The organism is Cupriavidus sp. 05N38 (assembly GCF_056397345.1).
In genome coordinates this window covers 1-19,101 of sequence record NZ_JBFTNF010000058.1, presented here as the reverse complement: position 1 = coordinate 19,101, position 19,101 = coordinate 1, and the positions used below count along the sequence as shown (strand labels likewise).

Sequence of the window (19,101 nt, the reverse complement as noted above, 5' to 3'; positions counted from 1 at the left end):
CCCCAACAAAGTGGGGGGACCCGGTACCAACGTCTACGCCATCAGAAAGTGCGGCAGTGCTTTCCTACACCTCCAGCCACTCCTTCCGGATGGCCGCGTTCGCCTTCAGGTCCAGCGGCGTGCCCTCGAACACGATGTGCCCGTGCCCCATCACGTAGACCCGCTGCGAGATGTCCAGCGCGATGGCCAGCTTCTGCTCGATCAGCAGCACGGACACGCCGCGCTCCTTGAGCGTCTTGAGGTAATCGCCGACCAGCGTGACGATCATCGGCGCCAGGCCTTCGGTGGGCTCGTCGATCAGCACGAGATCGGGGTCGCCCATCAGGGTGCGGCACAGCGTGAGCATCTGCTGCTCGCCCCCGGAGAGCACGCCGGCGGCGGTGTTCTCGCGCTCCTTCAGGCGCGGGAACATGTTGTACATGTCCTGCACCGTCCAGCGCGGCTTGGCCTGGCGCGGATTGCGCTTTTCGCCGAGCAGCAGGTTCTGGCGCACCGTGAGCGTGGGGAAGATGTCGCGGTTCTCGGGCACGTAGCCCACGCCCAGGTGGGCGATCTCGAAGGTGCGGCGGCCGAGGATCTCTTCGTCGCGAAAGCGCACCGAGCCTTCGGCCTTGACCATGCCGAGGATGGCCTTGGCCATGGTGGAGCGCCCCACGCCGTTGCGCCCGAGCAGCGCGACGATCTCGCCTTCGTCGATATGGGCGTCCACGCCGTGGAGGATGTGGCTCTTGCCGTAGTAGGCGTGCAGGCCTTGCACGTCCAGCATGCGCTTGCCCATCAGTGCGCTCCTTCGGTGGCGGGTTCGTCGAGGGTGGTGCCGAGGTAGGCTTCCTTGACCTTGCGGTTGGCGCGGATAGCCTCCGGCGTGTCGGTGGCGATCACCTCGCCGTAGACCAGCACGGAGATCCGGTCGGCCAGGCCGAACACCACGCTCATGTCGTGCTCGACCATCACCAGGGTCTTGCCCACCGTGACGCGACGGATCAGTTCGACTGCATGGTCGGACTCGGAGCGGCTCATGCCGGCGGTGGGCTCGTCGAGCAGGATGACTTCGGCGCCGCCGGCAATGGTGATGCCGATCTCCAGCGCGCGCTGCTCGGCATATGTGAGCAGGCTGGCCTGGGTATTGCGGCGATGGTGCAGGCCGATCAGTTCCAGTACTTCCTCGGCGCGCTCGCGCGCGTCGCGCAGCTCGGACAGGCGGTGCCAGAACGAGTACTTGTAGCCGAGCGACCACAACACGGCGCAGCGCAGGTTCTCGAATACCGAGAGCCGGTGAAAGATATTGGTGATCTGGAAGCTGCGCGACAGCCCCATGCGGTTGATCACGAAGGGCTGCAGGCCGCCGATCTCCTGCCCGTTGAGCTTGACCGTGCCCGAGCTGGGCGCGAAGCGGCCGGAGATCAGGTTGAAGGTGGTCGACTTGCCGGCGCCGTTGGGGCCGATCAGTGCGTGGCGCTCGCCCTTGGGGATGGTCAGGTTGACGCCCCGGATGATTTCGGTCTGRCCGAATTTCTTGCGTACATCGTTCAGTTCCAGTGCCGCGCTCATGCCTTGCCTCCTGCTGCTGCCATTTCGGCCTGTACCTTGTCCCAGGTGGCGCGCACGCGTGCGCGCGCCGCACGGCAGGCCAGCAGCCCGCCCACCCACAGCGCGGCCGCCACCAGCCAGGGCACCGCGGTGCCGGCGTCGAAACCGATGCCGAACAGCGACATGGCGGTGCCGTTGGCACTGTCCACCTGCACCTTGTAGACCAGCTCCACGGTGAGGATCACCGCGGCCAGCAGCACCAGCCCGGCACCCGCGGCGCGGCCGTAGTCGGGCAGCATGGCGCGCAGCTTGCCGCGCGCCAGCAGCGGCACCTGCATCATCAGCAGGCTGGCGATGCCGCCCGGCACGAACATGACCATCAGCACGAAGAACAGGCCCAGGTACAGCAGCCACGCCTTGGTCAGGTCCGACAGYGCCACCGCGAACAGGATGAACACCACGGCGCCGATCACCGGGCCGAAGAACACGCCGGCGCCGCCGATGAAGGCCGCCAGCAGCACGCCGCCGGAGCGCACCGCGCTGACGTTCTCGGCCGAGACGATCTCGAAGTTGATGGCGGACAGCGCACCGGAGATGCCTGCGAAGAAGGCCGACAGGATCAGCACCAGGTAGCGCACGCGCTGGGTGTTGTAGCCGATGAATTCCACGCGCTCCGGATTGTCGCGCACGGCGTTGGCGATGCGGCCCAGCGGCGTCTGCGTCCACGCGTACATGGCCGCCATCGACAGCAGGCACCACACCGCGATCAGGTAATACACCTGCCGGCCCGCGCCGAAGGTGATGCCGAGCACCGATTCGCCCACCACGCGGTTGGTGGAAATGCCGCCCTCGCCGCCGAAGAAATCCGGGAACATGAGCGAGCTGGCGAACACCATCTCGCCGATGCCCATGGTGATCATGGCGAAGGTGGTGCCGGATTTCTTGGTGGTGACGTAGCCGAACAGCACGCCGAAGAAGGCGCCGGCCAGGCCGCCCACCACCGGCAGCAGCGACACGGGCAGCCACACCTTGCCCGCGCCCACCATATTGAGCACGTGGATGGCGATGAACGCGCCCAGGCCCGCATAGACCGCGTGGCCGAACGACAGCATGCCCGTCTGGCCAAGCAGCATGTTGTAGGACAGCGCGAAAATGATCATGATGCCCATCTGCGACATCAGCGTGATGGCGAACCCGCCCGTGAAGAACAGCGGCAGCACCAGCATCAGGAGCGCGGTGCTGCCCCAGATCAGCCAGCGCGCCAGGTTCAGCGGGCGGTAGCGCATGGTGCGGCCGGTCACGACCGCCTCGCGGCGTTGTTGCATTGTCGTCTCCATGCTGTCAGCCCTCCCGGGTACCCATCAGACCACGCGGGCGGAAGATCAGCATCACCACCAGCAGCAAATATGGCAGCACCGGGGCGACCTGCGCCACCGTGAGCTTCCACAACGAGGACAGCGGCGTGCTGTCGGTCACCTGCAATCCGATCGTGCCCAGCAGGCCAGCCACCGAGGCATCCAGCGTGACGGCGAAGGTCTGCAGCACGCCGATCAGCAGCGAGGCGATAAACGCGCCCACCAGTGATCCCATGCCGCCCACCACCGCCACCACGAACACGATCGACCCCACCGCGGCCGCCATCGATGGCTCGGTGACGAAGGCATTGCCGCCGATCACGCCGGCCAGCCCGGCCAGCGCGGCGCCGCCGCCGAACACCATCATGAACACGCGCGGCACGTTGTGGCCGAGCGCCTCGACCATCTCCGGATGCGTGAGCGCGGCCTGGATCACCAGCCCGATGCGCGTGCGGGTGAGCACCAGGTAGATCGCCACCAGCATGGCCAGCGACACCAGCATCATGAATGCACGGTATTTGGGGAAGGACGAGGTGAAGACCGTGAACAGCGGGCCATCGAGCTCGGCCGGGATGCGGTAAGGCACGGCGGCCAGGCCCCACACCAGCTTGACGCCTTCCTCGATCAGGTAGGCCAGGCCGAAGGTAAACAGCAGTTCCGCCACGTGGCCGTACTTGTGCACGGTGCGCAGGCCGAAACGCTCGACCAGCGCGCCGGCACCTGCCACCAGCAGCGGCGCGAAGATCAGCGCCGGCCAGAAGCCGATCTTGCTGGCGATGGTATAGGCAAAATACGCGCCCAGCATGTAGAAACTGGCATGCGCGAAGTTCAGCACACCCATCATGCTGAAGATCAGCGTAAGCCCGGAAGAGAGCATGAAGAGCAACAGCCCGTAGCTGATGCCGTTCAGGAGGGAAATGACGAAGAATTCCACAACAAGTCCTTCATTCTGACGCCGGCCAGCCGGGCGGCCGCCGGCGGTCGGCCGGTCACAAAAGACTGCTCCAGGGGTGAACACAGCCCGCCCGGCGCGACCGCTGCCACCCGGGCCGGCCGGCGTATGCAGGATCGGATGGCGCGCCGGGATCCGCCGCGCCTCCGCCGGACGCAGGCTTAGCTCGGGCGCTTCATCTGGCAGGAAGTCGGCTGCGCCGCCACGTACTCGTCCATCAGCGCATTGGTCTTCCAGCCATAGCCGGTGTTTTCCTGGTCGTACTTGACTTCCTTGCCGTCGACCTTGGTCCAGGTGGCCACCACCAGCRACTGCTGGACCTGGTGGTCGGAGCCACGCATTTCCACGATGCCGTTCATGCTGTCGACCTTCATGCCCTCGAGCACCTTGGCCACCTTGACCGGATCGGTCGACTTGGCTTCCTTGAACGCCTTGCCCAGCATGGCGACGCCGGTGTACGCGGCCATCACGTAGAAGTCATCGTTGTACTTCTTCTTGAAGCCTTCGATGACCTCGGAACCCTTGAAGCCCTTGTTGTTGGCGTTGTAGTAACCCACGTACTTGACATGCTCGGCGCCGGACGCGCCCATGGCGGTCGGCACGCCGGTGGTGGCACCGTAGTAGGTGTAGTAGTTGGTGGTCAGGCCGGCATCCTTGCCCGCCTTGATCAGCAGGGCCAGGTCGCTGCCCCAGTTGCCGGTGATCACGGTGTCGGCGCCGGAGGCCTTGATCTTCGCCGCGTAGGGCGCGAAGTCCTTGACCTGGGCCAGCGGGTGCAGGTCTTCGCCGACGATCTGGATGTCAGGACGCTTGCGCTTGAGGTAATCCTTGGCGGCGCGCGTCACCTGATGCCCGAACGAATAGTTCTGGTTGATCAGGTAGACCTTCTTGACGTTGGCATCCTTGGCCAGGAAGGTGGTCAGCGCCTCCATCTTCATGTCGGAGTTGGCGTCGAGCCGGAAATGCCAGTAATTGCACTTGCTGTTGGTCATGTCCGGGTCTACCGCGGCGTAGTTCAGGTAGACGATTTCCTTGCCCGGATTGCGCTCGTTGTGCTTGGCCACCGCGTCTTCCAGCGCCAGGCCAACCGAGGAGCCGTTGCCCTGCACGATATAGCGGATGCCCTGGTCCACGGCCTGCTTGAGGATGGTCAGGCTTTCCTGCGGTGACAGCTTGTTGTCGAAACCGACCACCTCGAACTTGTTGCCGCCGCCCCAGTCCTTCTGGTTGGCGATGTCGGCGACGAACTGCCAGCTCTTGAGCTGGTTCTGGCCGACCGGCGCCATCAGCCCGGACAACGGATCGATAAAGGCGATCTTTACCGTTTCAGCAGCCGCGACCCCGGAACCCATTGCCGCAAACAGTGCCGTGGCGGCCACGAGCGGACGCAATCTGATCATGCTTGTCTCCTTCGGTTTTTTTGTTGGCTTTCGTTGATCCCGGTTCGCGCAGCGCCCTCTGCCGAAACCTCGGCGCGGCGCGGACCTGTCCTGCGGGCGCCGGCCGCATGGGCCGGCAAGCATCGGCGGCTCTGTGGCCGCCTTGGAATCAGGCCGACGGCAGTCGGTAGTCCTTGAACTGCTCGCGCAACCTGAGCTTTTGCATCTTGCCGGTGGCCGTGAGCGGAATCTCGGTGACGAAGGCGACGTCGTCGGGGATCCACCATTTGGCGACCTTGCCTTCGAAGAACGCCAGCAGCTCTTCGCGCGTCACCTCGGTGCCGGGCCGCTTGACCACCACCAGCAGCGGGCGTTCGTCCCACTTCGGGTGGTAGCAGGAGATGCAGGCCGCCATATGGACCGCGGGGTGGGCCGAGGCCACGTTCTCGATGTCGATGGAGGAGATCCACTCGCCGCCGGACTTGATCACGTCCTTGCTGCGGTCGGTGATCTGCATGTAGCCATCGGCGTCGATGGTGGCCACGTCGCCGGTGGGGAACCAGCCATCGACCAGCGGCGAAGCGTCGTTGCGGTAATAGTGCTCGATCACCCACGGGCCGCGCACATGCAGGTCGCCGAAGGCCTTGCCGTCCCACGGCAGTTCGTTGCCATCGCCGTCGACGATCTTCATGTGTCCAGCTTGGCCCCCGGGAAGACCAGCTTGGCGCCGACCAGCGGCACCGAGTACGGCAGGCCCCASGCATTGACGTGGAACATCGGSACGACCGGCAGGATCACATCCTGCGCGGAGCAGCCCAGCGCGTCAGGCAGCGCCGACGCGTACGAATGCAGCACGGTGGAGCGATGCGAGTACAGCGCGCCCTTGGGGTTGCCCGTGGTGCCGGAGGTGTAGCAAAGGCTCGACGCGGTGTTCTCGTCGAACTGCGGCCAGGTGTAGTTGCCGTCTTGCGCGTCGATCAGGTCTTCGTAGCACAGCAGCGGCACCTTGGGGTTGGCCGGCATGTGCGAGCGGTCGCTCATCATCACCCAGCCCTTCACACCGGGGCAATGGGCCGCCACGCCTTCCACCAGCGGCAGGAAGGTGGCGTCGAAGAACACGTACTGGTCTTCGGCGTGGTTGATGATATAGGCCACCTGCTCCGGGAACAGGCGTGGATTGACGGTATGGCATACCGCGCCCGAGCCGGACACGGCGTAGTAGATTTCGAGGTGGCGGTAGCCATTCCAGGCCAGTGTGCCGACCCGCTCGCCCTGGCGCACGCCGAGCGCGGCGATGGCCTGGGCCAGCTTGCGGGCGCGCAGCTCGCAGTCGCGGTAGGTGTAGCGGTGCAGGTCGCCTTCGGTCCGTCGCGAGACGATTTCCGTGCTGCCGTAGTGGCGTGCGGCGTGCTTGATGATGGAGGAAATGAGCAGGGGCTCGCTCATCATTTGACCCATCAATGCCATGGAATAGTCTCCTGTGGTTTTTTAGATCCGCCAAAAAACGAACAACCGTTCTATTTTTTGGCCGATTGTTCCCATCCTTTGATGAAACGTCAACGGAATTCCGTTGTGCGCCGCCGTACCCGGAACGCTGGCAAGCCGCGCTCGCGCCCTGTGTCGGTGCATGCACGGCAGGGCTGATCGAGGGACATGCGGAAATAATGCGGCGGCAACGGCAGTCACAGATGGAGATRACGGCGTGGAAGTACAATAACGCCTGCCATGTTGCACCTCAACATGTCGTTTTCCCTAGCCTGCAAGCGCACTTGCGGGAAATTCGGCCAGCCGGCGCTGCACCGCCCAGCCACTCACAACGAAGCCCCCGTGAACTCTCCCGAGCCAAACGCCGCCCCCCCCTCCCTGTCCGAAACGATGCCGGACGGAACCAGCGCCGCGCCAGCCGACGCGGCCGTCCCGCAGGTGCCATTCACGACGGCGACGGGCTTCGCGGAGCTGGGCCCGCGCTTCTTCACCCGGCTCGCGCCCACGCCGCTGCCCTCGCCTTACCTGGTAAGCGTATCGCCGTCCTCGGCGGCGCTGCTGGGCTGGGACGCGCATGCCGCAACGCAGCGTAACTTCATCGAAACTTTTGCGGGAAATCAGGTCCCGGACTGGGCCGATCCCCTCGCCAGCGTCTATTCGGGGCACCAGTTCGGGGTCTGGGCCGGCCAGCTCGGCGACGGCCGGGCGATCCGCCTGGCCGAGGCGCGCACCGCCACCGGCCCGATGGAAATCCAGCTCAAGGGCGCCGGCATGACGCCGTATTCGCGCATGGCCGACGGCCGCGCGGTGCTGCGCTCGTCCATCCGCGAATACCTGTGCTCCGAGGCCATGGCCGCGCTCGGCATTCCGACCACGCGCGCCATGTGCATCGTCGGCTCGGACGCCCCGGTACGGCGCGAAACCATGGAGACCTCAGCCGTAGTGACACGCCTGGCGCCAACCTTTGTCCGTTTTGGCCATTTCGAGCATTTCGCTGCGCGCGAGGACACCAGCGCGCTGCGCCAGCTGGCGGATTTCGTCATCGACCGATTCATGCCCGAATGCCGCGAGGACAAGCAGCCCTACCAGGCGCTGCTGCGCGAGGTGTCGCTGCGCACCGCCGAGCTGATGGYGCAATGGCAGGCGGTCGGCTTCTGCCACGGCGTGATGAATACCGACAATATGTCGATCCTCGGCCTGACCATCGACTACGGCCCCTTCGGCTTCCTCGACGCCTTCGACGCCAACCATATCTGCAACCACACGGACACGCAGGGCCGCTACGCCTACAGCCAGCAGCCGCAGGTGGCGTTCTGGAACCTGCATTGCCTGGCCCAGGCGCTGCTGCCGCTGTGGCGCGAGGGCGACGGCAAGGGCGAAGAAGGCAAGGCAGCGAGCGAGGCCGCGGTCGAAGCCGCGCGCGCCGCGCTCGATCCCTTCCGTGAGCGCTATGCCACCGCCTTCTTCCAGCGCTACCGCGACAAGCTCGGCCTGCGGCCCACGGGCGGGCGCGACGAGGAGGACGAGCCGCTGCTGAGCGAGCTGTTCCAGCTGCTGCATGCGCAACGCGTGGACTACACCTTGTTCTGGCGCAACCTCGCCCGCATATCGTCTGCGGACGGCAGCCGCGATGCACCGGTACGCGACCTGTTCCTGGACCGCGCGGCATGGGATGCCTGGGCCGGCACGTACCGCGCCCGGCTGCGCGCCGAACAGTCCGACGATGCGGCGCGCGCCGCGGGCATGCTGGCGGTGAACCCGAAGTACGTGCTGCGCAACCACCTGGCGGAAACCGCCATCCAGCGCGCGCGGGAGAAGGATTTCACCGAGGTGGACCGCCTGCTGGACGTGCTCTCGCGACCCTTTGACGAGCAGCCGGAGGCCGAAGGCTACGCCGCGCTGCCGCCGGACTGGGCCGCGGGACTGGAAGTGAGCTGTTCGTCGTGAGCCCCCCCGGCAGGCAGGTACGCGGCGCGCCGCGATCACCCCGCCCGCAGGCACGACTGTAAGGATCGCGTGCCGGAAACGACCAAGTAGACCCAATGCTCCGGGCGGCGCACGCCAGGCAATGCAGCCTCTCGCGCCACCCGGCCAACCAGAAAGGAAGCCGAGCATGACCACGCAGAAAACCGACGCCGAGTGGCGCGCGCAACTCTCCGACATCGAATACCGCGTCGCCCGCGAAGCGGCCACCGAGCGGCCCTTCACCGGCCGCTACTGGGACCACTGGGACCGCGGCACCTACCGCTGCATCGGCTGCGGCACGCCGCTGTTCGAGGCCAGCACCAAGTTCGACGCCGGCTGTGGCTGGCCCAGCTACTTCCGTCCGATCAACGGCGAGGTGATCGACGAGCACACCGACCGCTCGCATGGCATGCTGCGCGTGGAGGTCCGCTGCAAGGAATGCGGCAGCCATCTGGGCCATGTCTTCGAAGATGGCCCCGCGCCCACCGGTTTGCGCTACTGCATCAACTCGGCTGCGCTAAAATTCGACGAGCGCGACCCTGCCGATTTCGAGGCGGGTGACGCCGCGCCGACATCGCCCGACACGCCGCGCTAAGGCCGAACCGCCCGCGCGGCGGTTCGCCGCCAACCCAGCCCCGACCTTTGCGTCGATCTATCCTGTCCGCATGAAATTCCTGTTCGACCTGTTTCCGGTCATCCTGTTCTTCGTCGCCTTCAAGTTCGCGGGCATCTATACCGCCACCGGGGTGGCCATCGTCGCCACGGTGGTGCAGATCGGCTGGGTCTGGCTGCGCCACCGCAAGGTCGAGCCGATGCAATGGATCAGCCTGGCGATCATCTCGGTGTTCGGCGGCGCCACGCTGCTGCTGCACAACGAGACTTTCATCAAGTGGAAGCCCACCGTGCTGTACTGGCTCTTCGCCGCCACGCTGACGTTGTCGGCGCTGCTGTGGCGCAAGAACCTGATCCGCGCCATGCTGGGCAAGCAGGTCAGCATGCCGGACAACGCCTGGGGCAAGCTCAACGCCGCCTGGGCCGCTTTCTTCGCCGTGATGGGCGTGGTCAACCTCTATGTGGCCTACCAGTTCTCCACCGACGCCTGGGTCAACTTCAAGCTGTTCGGCAGCATGGGCCTGATGCTGGTGTTCATCCTGGCGCAAAGCGTCTGGCTGTCGCGCCACATGCAGGAAACCCCCTCCGAATAAGGCGCCGGGCTCACCGGATTCACCGACTACACCGCGGGTGCGCTGCAAGCGCAGTGCGCCCGCCGGGCTCCATCCTCCGGCCCTGCGCCGGGGCCGATCCCACCACAGAGACCCCAAGATGGCCGCCGATCCCGCACATATCGAGGCGCTGCTGCGCGCAGCCCTTTCCCCCACCAGCGTCGCCGTGCGCGACGACAGCGCGCTGCATGCCGGCCACGCCGGCGCCGCATCCGGCGGCGGTCACTACCATGTGACCATCGTCAGCTCCCGGTTTGCCGGCAGCACACGCGTAGCGCGTCACCGCATGGTGTATGATGCGCTGCGCGAACTGTTCCCCACGCAAATTCACGCGCTGGCTGTCACCGCGCTGACCGAACAAGAACTTGAATCCCGCGAATCGTCCCGCGATTCCTCGAGCAACTCTCAGACCTGATTCCATGAAGACCACCGTCCTCTCGTTCAGCCTGGCGGCTGTGCTTGCCGCTGGCAGCTTGCCCGCCCTGGCCCAGAACGCCGCCGTCGTGAATGGCAAGGCGATCCCCTCGGCGAAGCTGGACAAGCTCATCGCCGGCACCGGCCAGCCGCCCAATGCCGAGTTGCGCGACCGCGCCCGCAACATGCTGATCGACCGTGAGCTGCTGCTGCAGGAAGCCAACAAGCGCGGCCTGACCCAGCGCGACGACCTGCAGGAACAACTGGAGCAGGCCAAGCTGAACGTGCTGGCCGGCGCGGTGTTCGAGGACTACGTCAAGACCCACGGCGCCAGCGACGAAGAGCTGCGCAAGCAGTACGACAAGATCAAGTCCCAGTTCGGCAGCGGCAAGGAATACCACGCCCGCCACATCCTGGTGGAAAAGGAAGCCGACGCGCGCGCCATCATCGCCAAGATCAAGGCCGGCGCCAAGTTCGAAGACCTGGCCAAGGCCTCGTCCAAGGACCCGGGCTCCGCGGCCAATGGCGGCGATCTCGACTGGGCCAACAGCAGCAGCTACGTGCCGGAATTCTCGGCCGCGATGACCGCGCTGAAGAAGGGCCAGATGACCGACACCCCGGTCAAGACCCAGTTTGGCTGGCACATCATCCAGCTCGACGACGTGCGCGACGCCAAGGTCCCCACGTTCGAGGAAGTCAAGCCGCAGCTCACGCAGATGCTGATGGGCGACCAGAACTGGCAGCGCGAGCAGTTCCAGGCCATGATGAAGGCGCTGAAGGAAAAGGCGAAGATCCAGTAAGCGGATCCGGCCTCGATGCAGCAGGGAAACCGGTGCCGATGGCACCGGTTTTCATTTAGGCGACGGGTTGCCGTTGGACCTGCCGTGGCCGGCTTCCCTCTCCCGTGCGCGGAAGGGGCGCGGCGCGAAGGGCGTGACAGCCGCCGTCATTGCGAATGGCCTCGGCGCACCGGGCCGGCTTCGTCCGGTTCGAACGGCGCCTCGCCCAAGGTAGCCAGGTACCCCTGCGCCGCGCCGCGCAGGCGCCGCGTCAGCCGCGGGAAATCGATTTCCTCCCCTTCCTCGATGCATGCATGCGCGATAAGGCCGTAGACGATGGCCTGCAGCGTCACCGAGGCTTCCTCGACCACCGCCGCCGGCGGCGCGTCGGCCGCGCCCAGCAGCGCCCTGCTCCACAGCGCAACGAAGCGCCGGTACATCTTCCGGTACGCCGCGCGCCCCGAATGATGCCGCTCCAGCAGGTAGATCGGCCCCCAGCGCTCGGGCGTCTCGCGGTGATGCGCCACGTTGACGGCAATCAGCGCATCCACCAGGGCTGCCATCGGTTCGCCGCGGCGCTGCGCCAGGCAGGCGTCCATGGCCAGCACGATGCGCTTGGCGCGCAGGTGCAGGCAGACCTGCGCCAGTTCCTCCTTGCTGCCGAAGTATTCGTAGAACGTGCCCAGGCCCACGCCAGCCAGGTCGACGATGGCGCGGATGGTCACCTGCGCGTAGTCGTGCGCCGCCAAAAGCCGAACAAAGGCTTCCTGGATGGCCAGCGAGGTCTGCCATGAGCGTGACTGCACCGGCCTGCGGCGGGGCTTCGCCGGGTCTTTGCGCTGCGGGTTCATGCTGCTCCGAAAGCCGAACATGCTGGCTGGGCATTGTATCTAGAATGRCCTTTCCAACGTAGCCCGGCGCGCCGGCATGCCTGGCCGCGCAACGCGAGACAGCAAGGAGACGCCACGATGAACTGGACCACCCACACCATCACCAACCAGGTGCCGGAGCTCAAGGACTACAACCTGTACACCAGCGACGCCGGCATCCGCCGCGCCGTGGAACGCGCCGGCGCCGGCTGGAGCGGCGCCGAGCTTGCGCGCCAGGGCGCGCTGCTCGGCGCGCAGGAAACCCTGCGCCATGCCGAGGACGCCAACCGCCACCATCCCGAGCTGCACACGCATTCGCGCGCCGGCGAGCGGATCGACCAGGTGCGTTTCCACCCCGCGTGGCACGCCATGATGGCCATCGCGCGCGCCAGCGGCCTGGCCAACCTGCCCTTCGCCGACGCGCGTCCGTCGGCATGGACGTCGTATGGCGCGGCGCTCTACATGCACAGCCAGATCGAATCCGGCTCGCTCTGCCCCACCAACATGACACAGGCCTGCATCCCCGTGCTGCGCAAGGAGCCGGGCCTGTTCGCCGAGCTCGGGGACAAGCTGCTGACCCAGGCCTACGACCCGCGCGACGTGCCGATCGCGCACAAGCCATCGATCAACGTGGGCATGGGAATGACCGAGAAGCAAGGCGGCTCCGACGTGCGTGCCAACACCACGCGCGCGATCGCGGTGCGCGGCGAGGGCCGCGGCGCCGAATACCGCATCACCGGCCACAAGTGGTTTTTCTCGTCGCCGATGTCGGATGCGCACCTGGTGCTGGCCAACACCGAGGCCGGCTCGTCGTGCTTCTTCGTGCCGCGCTGGCTTCCGGACGGCAGCAAGAACGCCATCGAGATCCAGCGTCTCAAGGACAAGGTCGGCAACCGCTCCAATTCGAGCAGCGAGGTGGAGTTCCGCGACGCCTGGGGCGTGATGGTGGGCGACGAAGGCCGCGGCATCCCGACCATCCTGGAGATGGCCACCTACAGCCGGCTGAACTGCGCGCTGTCGAGCGCGGGCTTCCTGCGCCAGGCGCTGGTGCAGTCGCTGCACTACGCGCGGCACCGCAGCGCGTTCGGCAAGCCGCTGGTGCGCCAGCCGCTGATGGCGCGCGTGCTGGCCGACATGGCGCTCGAAGCCGAAGCCGCGATGCTGCTCGCAATGGACCTGGCCACCGCGTTCGAGGCCACCGACGACGCCGACCGGCTGGCCTGGCGCCGCATCCTCACGCCCGCCGCCAAGTTCTGGATCTGCAAGCGCGCGGTGGAGGTTACCGGCGAAGCGATGGAGGTCTTCGGCGGCAACGGCTACGTGGAGGACGGCCCGATGGGCCGGCTGTTCCGCGACGCGCCGGTCAATTCGATCTGGGAAGGCTCGGGCAACGTGATGTGCCTTGACGTCCTGCGCGCCATCGGCCGCAATCCCGACGACTATCTGCGCGTGCTGGCGCGCCTGGAGGCCGTGGGTGCCGGCGAGCCCCGCATCCTGGCCTGCGTGGCCGGCCTGCGCGAGGCACTGCGCCTGCCGGAGCAGGCGCAGCAGGCGGAGGCGCGGCGCACCACCACGCGCCTGGTGCTGGCCGCGCAGGCCTGCCTGATGCTCGAGCACGCCGACGCGGCCTGCGCGCGCGCCTTCCTCGACAGCCGCTTCGATCCCGAATGGGGCGCGGTGATGGGCATCAGCGCGGGCGGCGATGCCGCGCGGATCCTGGAGATGGCCTGGGCGGGCTGACGGCCCGCGGCCATGGCGGCGCCGCTCGGACCGCTGCTCAGGCCGCCGCGCAGAGCTCCAGCAGCTGCTCGTCGCGCAGGCCCCACCGGGCAGGGTCCTCGAAGCCGACGATGGCGTCCTCCGTCTCGCGCAGGTCCAGCGTCTGCGGCGCGAGGTGCGCGGCGTCGGTGACCGAGTAGAAGACCTTCACGCGCGGGCGCAGCGGCTCGTTGTCGTGCTGCGCGAACACCACCGCCAGCCGCCCGGAGCGCAGGCGCAGCACGGTGCCCAGCGGGTAGATGCCGATCGAGCGCGTGAAAGCCTGGAACACGGTGCGGTCGAACAAGGTGTCCACCCGCACTGCCATGTACTCCAGCGCCCGCGCCGGTGACCACGCCTCGTGGCCGGGCCGGTCCGAGGTCAGCGAGTCATAGGTGTCGCATACCCCGGCGATCTTGGCATGCACGCTGATCTCGCTGGCGCGCAGGCCGAAGGGATAGCCGCGCCCGTCGATCCGCTCGTGATGGTGGATGCAGACGTCGAGCGGGATATTGCTGTAGAGCCTGGCCTCGTTGAGGATGCGATAGCCGACGGAGGGATGGCGCTGCACCACCTCCATCTCGGCCGCGCTCAGCGGGCCGTTCCGGTGCAGGACCTTGGCCGGAATCGCGACCTTGCCGATATCGTGCACCAGCCCCGCCAGGCCGAGTTGCTGCACGGTGCCGTTGTCCAGCCCGAGCGTGCGCCCGAGCGCGATCATCAGGACGCAGACCGCGAAGGAATGCAGGTAGGTGTAGTCGTCGCGCACCTTCAGGCGTGCCAGTGYGATCAGCGCCTGCGAATGGCGGGTCAGCGAGTTGGAGACCGAGTCGACCAGCAGCAAGGCACCTTCGACCTCCAGCGCGCGGCCCATGCGCGCGTCGGTAAACATCGACCCGACCACCGCCTTGCCGTTGCGCATCACGTCACGCGCCAGCCCCAGCTCCACCTCCAGCGGCACGCCCGAATGGGGCACCGCGCCCTGCGGCTCGTCGGCCACGGGATTCACGGTCAGCGAACCGGTCGCCGCCTGCGGCACCGGCGGCGCCGGCGGCGCGATGCCCTTGCCCTTGAGCAGGTCGATCCACACCTCCTCGACCGTCGAGGCGACCATCTGGTCGATCTGTTCCTGGCTGGTCACCGGGAAGCGCGAACGCCAGAACGGGTGCTCGATCCATGGCCCGCCCACCCTGGCCACGAACATGCCGACTTGAAGCTGTTTGGTCTTGATGCGTTTCAGCATGCCAGCTCTCCGGGTGCAGAGTGAATGGGGCGTGGCAGCTTAACGGCGGAACGCGGGAGAACTTTAGGGCGGTTCAGGGCGGTTCAGGGCGGAATATGCCGCTCGGGACGCGTGGCCTCGCCGCTCGGGCGACCGTGGCTTCACCGCCCCGGAACCGTGTGCCTCCGAAGGCCCGTCTCCATTCCAGGTTCGCGCGCAGAGCGGGCGCGCGGTTGCCGGATCGCCAGAACCACAACCGCACCCTCTGTCAACCACCGGGGAAATATCCGGCCCCGCCCCTCAGGCTTTCCGTCCGGGCAGCACGCGCAAAGCTACAATACGCCGCTACCCGCTTCGCCCGTCACACCATGCCCAGAACGTACACGCTCGTCGGTATCGCTCGCGCCAAGTCCCAGCACCGTGAGGTCCTGGGCGCCAAGCTCGACGCACTGCGCACGCGCGGTGCCATGGAGCCGGGATGCCTGCGATACCACGTGGGCGAGGACGCCGAGGACACCGAAGTGTTCGTGCTCTATATGGAGTGGAATTCCCGGCACGCGCTGGAATCCCACCTCAACAGCGAATATGTTCGTGACTTCCACGCCACACGACAGGATTTCCTCGAAGGCGACATCCAGCTTCGCTGGCTGAACGCCGCCTAGCCGCGGCGCGCCCCTCAAGCGGCCACCGGCCTACTTTCCGTCGTCCTTCAGGCGCCGCCACAAAGTGGTGGCGCTGATCCCCAGGGCATGGCACGCCGCGGCACGGTTGCCGCCGCACTGCGCCAGCACGCGCCGGATATGCTCGGCCTGGCTGGCGCGCGCCACGCCCGCCAGGGACTGGCCATTCTCCCCATCTTTGGCGCTACCCCAGGCCACCGGCGCGCTTTCGCCCTGCGGCGGCGGCCCGGCCTCGGGCGCCGCACCGAACAATTCCGGCGCGGCGGCCTGCAATTCGGCCAGCAAGTCGCGTGGCGCCAGCCTGCGGCCCACCACCAGCACCGCAATGCGCTCGGTCACGTTCTCCAGCTCGCGGATATTGCCCGGCCAGCCGTAGCCCGACAGCCTTTCCCGTACCGCCTGTGGCAGAGGCTGGGGCTGCGCATGGCCCAGACGCTCCTGGGCGCGCCGGTACAGCAGTTCGGCCAGCTCCGGCAGGTCGCCGGCGCGCTCGCGCAGCGGTGGCATCTCGATGCGAAGGATATTGAGGCGGTAGTACAGGTCCTGGCGGAAGCTGCCTTGCCGCACCAGCGCGCCCAGGTCGCGGTGCGTCGCGGCGATGACCCGCACATTGACCGGCACCGAGTCGAGCCCGCCGATCGGCAACACCTGCTTTTCCTGCAGTACGCGCAGCAGCCGGGTCTGCAGTGCCGGCGGCATGTCGCCGACCTCATCGAGGAACAGCGTGCCATTGTGGGCAGACTCGAACAGGCCGGCCTTGCCGCCGCGGCGCGCGCCGGTGAAGGCACCTTCCTCGTAGCCGAACAGTTCACTTTCCAGCAGGGCTTCCGGAAATGCCGCGCAATTGACGGCCACGAAAGGAAAGACCCGGCGCGGGCTGGCGTCGTGCATGCCCTGCGCCAGCACTTCCTTGCCGGTGCCGCTTTCGCCACCCACCAGGACGGTGGAATCCACTGCCGCGTAGCGCCGCGCCAGTTCCCGCAGGTGATGCATGGCAGGCGAAGCGCCGGCGAGGTCGTCGAGGCTGTAGCGCACGCCCGCCGGCCGGGCGCGGCTGCGCGAACGCAGGTTGCGGTCGACCCGGTGGATGGCATTGGCATCCTGCAGCGTCAGAACCGCGCCGGCGGTGCCGGCGTCGGTGACGATGGGTATGCGGTTGACCACCACCATCTTGTCGCCGAGCTTGTGGATCGCCTCGAGTTCCTTGTTGCCGCTCTGCATGACATTGTCCAGCGACAGCGCGGGCGCCAGCGTCTGCAGCTTGCGGCCCAGCGCGGCCGGCGGGGCAATGCCGAGAAAGCGCTCCATGGCCGGGTTGTAGGTCTGGATGCGCCCTTCCGCATCGACCGCCGCCACGCCCTCGTTGAGGTGCGCCAGGATGGTGTTGACGTAGTCGCGCCGGCTGGACTCGATGCGCCGCAGCCGGGCTGCCTCGATGGCATCCTCCAGCGCGCCGCGCACCGAGACGCCGGAATAGAGGAACACGCCGATCAGGCCGATGCGGTCGGCCAGGTCGGTCACCATCCCGGGCCCCACCACCACCTGCACCCCTTCCTGCTTGAGCGCCTTCACGCGGGCCGCGGCGTCGTCCTCGGTCAGGTAGGTGTAGGCCGGGATCGACAGCGAGAAGGTCCGCACGAACTCGTCCACCTCGGGATAGGTCGCGGCGTGGGTCACCAGCGCCACACGGGGGGAAATGCGGCGCGCGGTCGAGAGCGCGCTCATCACGTCGAACCCCGTCACCTTGACCAGCACCACCGGCACGTCCACGTGCTGGCGCAGGTAGGCGCCGTTCGAGCCAGCCGCCACCACGGCATCGAGCCGCCCCTCGCGCGCCTCCCGCGCAATCGCGCTGGCAGCCGCGGCGTAGCCCTTGCCGAGGATGCGGAATTCCGCCTGGGCGGCGTAGCCCGGGATCAGGTCGGCAAAGGCGCGCGACAGGCGGCTGATGCCGATCGCCCAGATGCGCGGGCGTCCGGTGCCGGCGGCAGGCAGGTTGACGGGAGTGGTCAGGGCGTTACTCATATCGGCGCGATTGAGGGAAACTTGGGCGAGGATGGGTCAGGCGGACTAATCTTTGAATTGTGCGCGCCGACGGATTGCATTTCAATATTGAAATGCAATCTTTCATTTCAGAAATAGAAATGACATGCCGATAGCGCCTCAATCCTTGGGCGCGAAATGCCATGGACGGCGCCATCCCAGGCGAATCAAGGGCTTGCCGGCGCCAGCCGAGGCCGCCCGGCGGCTTGCGCGGGACCGCCGGGCCCGCTGGCACACCCCTTGCGCTATACAGCCCGTCCACCTCACAAGCCAAGATCATGACCTTCTCGACATCCGACCTCGCCCGCTCCGCCGGCGCCCGTTTCCGCCAGGCCCTGGCCGATGAGCATCCCCTGCAGGTCATTGGCACCATCAACGCCAACCATGCGCTGCTGGCCAAGCGCGCCGGCTACCGCGCGATCTACCTGTCGGGCGGCGGCGTGGCCGCGGGCTCGCTGGGCCTGCCCGATCTGGGCATCTCCAACCTGGATGATGTCCTGACCGATGTCCGCCGCATCACCGACGTGTGTGACGTGCCGCTGCTGGTGGACGTGGACACCGGCTTCGGCGCCTCGGCCTTCAATGTGGCGCGCACCACCAAGTCGCTGATCAAGTTCGGCGCCGGCGCGATGCATATCGAAGACCAGGTCGGCGCCAAGCGCTGCGGCCACCGCCCAGGCAAGGAAATCGTCTCGCAGGACGAGATGGCCGACCGCATCAAGGCGGCCGTGGATGCGCGCACCGACGAGAACTTCGTCATCATGGCGCGCACCGACGCGCTCGCCGTGGAAGGCCTGGACAAGGCCATCGAACGCGCCGTGGCCTGCGTGGAAGCCGGCGCCGACGCGATCTTCCCGGAAGCCATGACCGACCTCGACATGTACCGCAAGTTCGTCGACGCGGTGAAGGTGCCGGTGCTGGCCAACATCACTGAATTCGGCGCCACGCCGCTCTTCACCACCGACGAACTGGGCAGCGCCGGCGTGTCGATGGTGTTGTACCCGCTGTCGGCCTTCCGCGCCATGAACAAGGCCGCCGAGAACGTCTACACGTCGATCCGCCGCGACGGCACGCAGAAGAACGTGGTCGATACCATGCAGACACGCGCCGAACTGTATGAGAGCATCGGCTACCACGCCTTCGAGCAGAAGCTCGACGCCCTGTTCGCCCAGGGCAAGTCCAAGTAAGGACGCGGCAGCCACGCGGCTGCCGCCGCCATCACAAGCCAAGTCAATACAAGTCAGACAGCACAGCATTCCAAAGGAGACCCCACATGTCCGAAGCGCAACCGCTCGCCACCCCGAAGCCGAAGAAATCCGTCGCCCTGTCGGGCGTTGCCGCCGGCAATACCGCGCTCTGCACGGTCGGCCGCACCGGCAACGACCTGCACTACCGCGGCTACGACATCCTCGACATCGCCGAGACCTGCGAATTCGAGGAGATCGCC

At 66.9% G+C, this 19,101-nt stretch carries 17 protein-coding genes and 1 pseudogene; 9 read left to right on the top strand and 9 right to left on the bottom strand.

Going from position 1 to position 19,101, the window contains the following annotated elements; all coding sequences use genetic code 11:
• Window positions 1-64: 64 nt before the first annotated feature.
• From AC1DK4_RS30920 to AC1DK4_RS30895, 6 genes and pseudogenes are all read right to left on the bottom strand, one after another.
• Window positions 65-778, bottom strand: coding sequence for an ABC transporter ATP-binding protein (locus tag AC1DK4_RS30920; RefSeq protein WP_441615475.1), 714 nt, complete (start codon window positions 776-778; stop codon window positions 65-67).
• A complete protein-coding gene (locus tag AC1DK4_RS30915; RefSeq protein WP_441615473.1) occupies window positions 778-1,551 on the bottom strand; it encodes an ABC transporter ATP-binding protein in 774 nt (257 codons plus the stop codon). The genes AC1DK4_RS30920 and AC1DK4_RS30915 overlap by 1 nt, the downstream gene beginning before the upstream one ends.
• Window positions 1,548-2,867 (bottom strand): branched-chain amino acid ABC transporter permease, encoded by a 1,320-nt coding sequence (locus tag AC1DK4_RS30910; protein ID WP_441615471.1) that lies wholly within the window; start codon window positions 2,865-2,867, stop codon window positions 1,548-1,550. Before AC1DK4_RS30910 ends, AC1DK4_RS30915 begins: the two co-directional genes overlap by 4 nt.
• Before the next feature lie 4 nt (window positions 2,868-2,871).
• Entirely contained in the window at window positions 2,872-3,819 is a 948-nt protein-coding gene (locus tag AC1DK4_RS30905; RefSeq protein WP_441615469.1) for a branched-chain amino acid ABC transporter permease, read from the bottom strand.
• Between the two features lie 179 nt (window positions 3,820-3,998).
• Window positions 3,999-5,237 (bottom strand): branched-chain amino acid ABC transporter substrate-binding protein, encoded by a 1,239-nt coding sequence (locus AC1DK4_RS30900; protein ID WP_477131984.1) that lies wholly within the window; start codon window positions 5,235-5,237, stop codon window positions 3,999-4,001.
• A 148-nt stretch (window positions 5,238-5,385) separates the two neighbouring features.
• Window positions 5,386-6,683, bottom strand: a pseudogene (locus tag AC1DK4_RS30895) (AMP-binding protein).
• 408 nt (window positions 6,684-7,091) lie between these two features.
• Between AC1DK4_RS30895 and AC1DK4_RS30890 the strand changes: the two are divergent.
• From AC1DK4_RS30890 to AC1DK4_RS30870, 5 genes are all read left to right on the top strand, one after another.
• Complete coding sequence (locus AC1DK4_RS30890) at window positions 7,092-8,648, top strand: protein adenylyltransferase SelO (RefSeq protein ID WP_477131983.1); 1,557 nt, start codon at window positions 7,092-7,094, stop codon at window positions 8,646-8,648.
• Window positions 8,649-8,814: 166 nt separating this feature from the next.
• Complete coding sequence (gene msrB, locus AC1DK4_RS30885) at window positions 8,815-9,261, top strand: peptide-methionine (R)-S-oxide reductase MsrB (protein ID WP_441615462.1); 447 nt, start codon at window positions 8,815-8,817, stop codon at window positions 9,259-9,261.
• A gap of 70 nt (window positions 9,262-9,331) precedes the next feature.
• Window positions 9,332-9,871 (top strand): septation protein A, encoded by a 540-nt coding sequence (locus AC1DK4_RS30880; protein WP_441615460.1) that lies wholly within the window; start codon window positions 9,332-9,334, stop codon window positions 9,869-9,871.
• A 118-nt stretch (window positions 9,872-9,989) separates the two neighbouring features.
• On the top strand, window positions 9,990-10,304 hold the full coding sequence (locus AC1DK4_RS30875; protein ID WP_441615459.1) for a BolA family protein: 315 nt from the start codon (window positions 9,990-9,992) through the stop codon (window positions 10,302-10,304).
• A 4-nt stretch (window positions 10,305-10,308) separates the two neighbouring features.
• Window positions 10,309-11,103 (top strand): peptidylprolyl isomerase, encoded by a 795-nt coding sequence (locus AC1DK4_RS30870; RefSeq protein ID WP_441615457.1) that lies wholly within the window; start codon window positions 10,309-10,311, stop codon window positions 11,101-11,103.
• Window positions 11,104-11,249: 146 nt separating this feature from the next.
• Here AC1DK4_RS30870 and AC1DK4_RS30865 read toward each other — a convergent pair whose 3' ends face one another.
• The gene (locus AC1DK4_RS30865) at window positions 11,250-11,933 is read right to left on the bottom strand and encodes a TetR/AcrR family transcriptional regulator (RefSeq protein ID WP_441615455.1); all 684 of its coding nucleotides are present in this window, start codon (window positions 11,931-11,933) and stop codon (window positions 11,250-11,252) included.
• A gap of 117 nt (window positions 11,934-12,050) precedes the next feature.
• Between AC1DK4_RS30865 and AC1DK4_RS30860 the strand changes: the two genes are divergently transcribed.
• Window positions 12,051-13,691 (top strand): isovaleryl-CoA dehydrogenase, encoded by a 1,641-nt coding sequence (locus AC1DK4_RS30860; protein ID WP_441615454.1) that lies wholly within the window; start codon window positions 12,051-12,053, stop codon window positions 13,689-13,691.
• Between the two features lie 37 nt (window positions 13,692-13,728).
• Here AC1DK4_RS30860 and AC1DK4_RS30855 read toward each other — a convergent pair whose 3' ends face one another.
• Window positions 13,729-14,952 (bottom strand): HD-GYP domain-containing protein, encoded by a 1,224-nt coding sequence (locus AC1DK4_RS30855; RefSeq protein WP_477131982.1) that lies wholly within the window; start codon window positions 14,950-14,952, stop codon window positions 13,729-13,731.
• 347 nt (window positions 14,953-15,299) lie between these two features.
• Between AC1DK4_RS30855 and AC1DK4_RS30850 the strand changes: the two genes are divergently transcribed.
• Complete coding sequence (locus AC1DK4_RS30850; RefSeq protein WP_441615450.1) at window positions 15,300-15,593, top strand: putative quinol monooxygenase; 294 nt, start codon at window positions 15,300-15,302, stop codon at window positions 15,591-15,593.
• Window positions 15,594-15,623: 30 nt separating this feature from the next.
• Here the strand turns inward: AC1DK4_RS30850 and prpR are convergent, their stop codons facing one another.
• Window positions 15,624-17,636 (bottom strand): propionate catabolism operon regulatory protein PrpR, encoded by a 2,013-nt coding sequence (prpR, locus tag AC1DK4_RS30845; protein WP_441615448.1) that lies wholly within the window; start codon window positions 17,634-17,636, stop codon window positions 15,624-15,626.
• 296 nt (window positions 17,637-17,932) lie between these two features.
• Between prpR and prpB the strand changes: the two genes are divergently transcribed.
• On the top strand, window positions 17,933-18,841 hold the full coding sequence (gene prpB / locus AC1DK4_RS30840) for a methylisocitrate lyase (protein WP_441615446.1): 909 nt from the start codon (window positions 17,933-17,935) through the stop codon (window positions 18,839-18,841).
• An 86-nt stretch (window positions 18,842-18,927) separates the two neighbouring features.
• Window positions 18,928-19,101, top strand: a 174-nt coding sequence (locus AC1DK4_RS30835; RefSeq protein WP_477131991.1) for a citrate/2-methylcitrate synthase, incomplete at its 3' end; no start/stop codon positions are given.

Excerpts from the sequence above, each read along its gene's own strand:
- AC1DK4_RS30920 (WP_441615475.1), bottom strand. The coding sequence starts at position 778 with ATGGGCAAGCGCATGCTGGACGTGCAAGGCCTGCACGCCTACTACGGC.
- msrB (WP_441615462.1), top strand. The coding sequence starts at position 8,815 with ATGACCACGCAGAAAACCGACGCCGAGTGGCGCGCGCAACTCTCCGAC.
- AC1DK4_RS30880 (WP_441615460.1), top strand. The coding sequence starts at position 9,332 with ATGAAATTCCTGTTCGACCTGTTTCCGGTCATCCTGTTCTTCGTCGCC.
- AC1DK4_RS30875 (WP_441615459.1), top strand. The coding sequence starts at position 9,990 with ATGGCCGCCGATCCCGCACATATCGAGGCGCTGCTGCGCGCAGCCCTT.
- AC1DK4_RS30870 (WP_441615457.1), top strand. The coding sequence starts at position 10,309 with ATGAAGACCACCGTCCTCTCGTTCAGCCTGGCGGCTGTGCTTGCCGCT.
- AC1DK4_RS30865 (WP_441615455.1), bottom strand. The coding sequence starts at position 11,933 with ATGAACCCGCAGCGCAAAGACCCGGCGAAGCCCCGCCGCAGGCCGGTG.
- AC1DK4_RS30860 (WP_441615454.1), top strand. The coding sequence starts at position 12,051 with ATGAACTGGACCACCCACACCATCACCAACCAGGTGCCGGAGCTCAAG.
- AC1DK4_RS30850 (WP_441615450.1), top strand. The coding sequence starts at position 15,300 with ATGCCCAGAACGTACACGCTCGTCGGTATCGCTCGCGCCAAGTCCCAG.
- prpR (WP_441615448.1), bottom strand. The coding sequence starts at position 17,636 with ATGAGTAACGCCCTGACCACTCCCGTCAACCTGCCTGCCGCCGGCACC.
- prpB (WP_441615446.1), top strand. The coding sequence starts at position 17,933 with ATGACCTTCTCGACATCCGACCTCGCCCGCTCCGCCGGCGCCCGTTTC.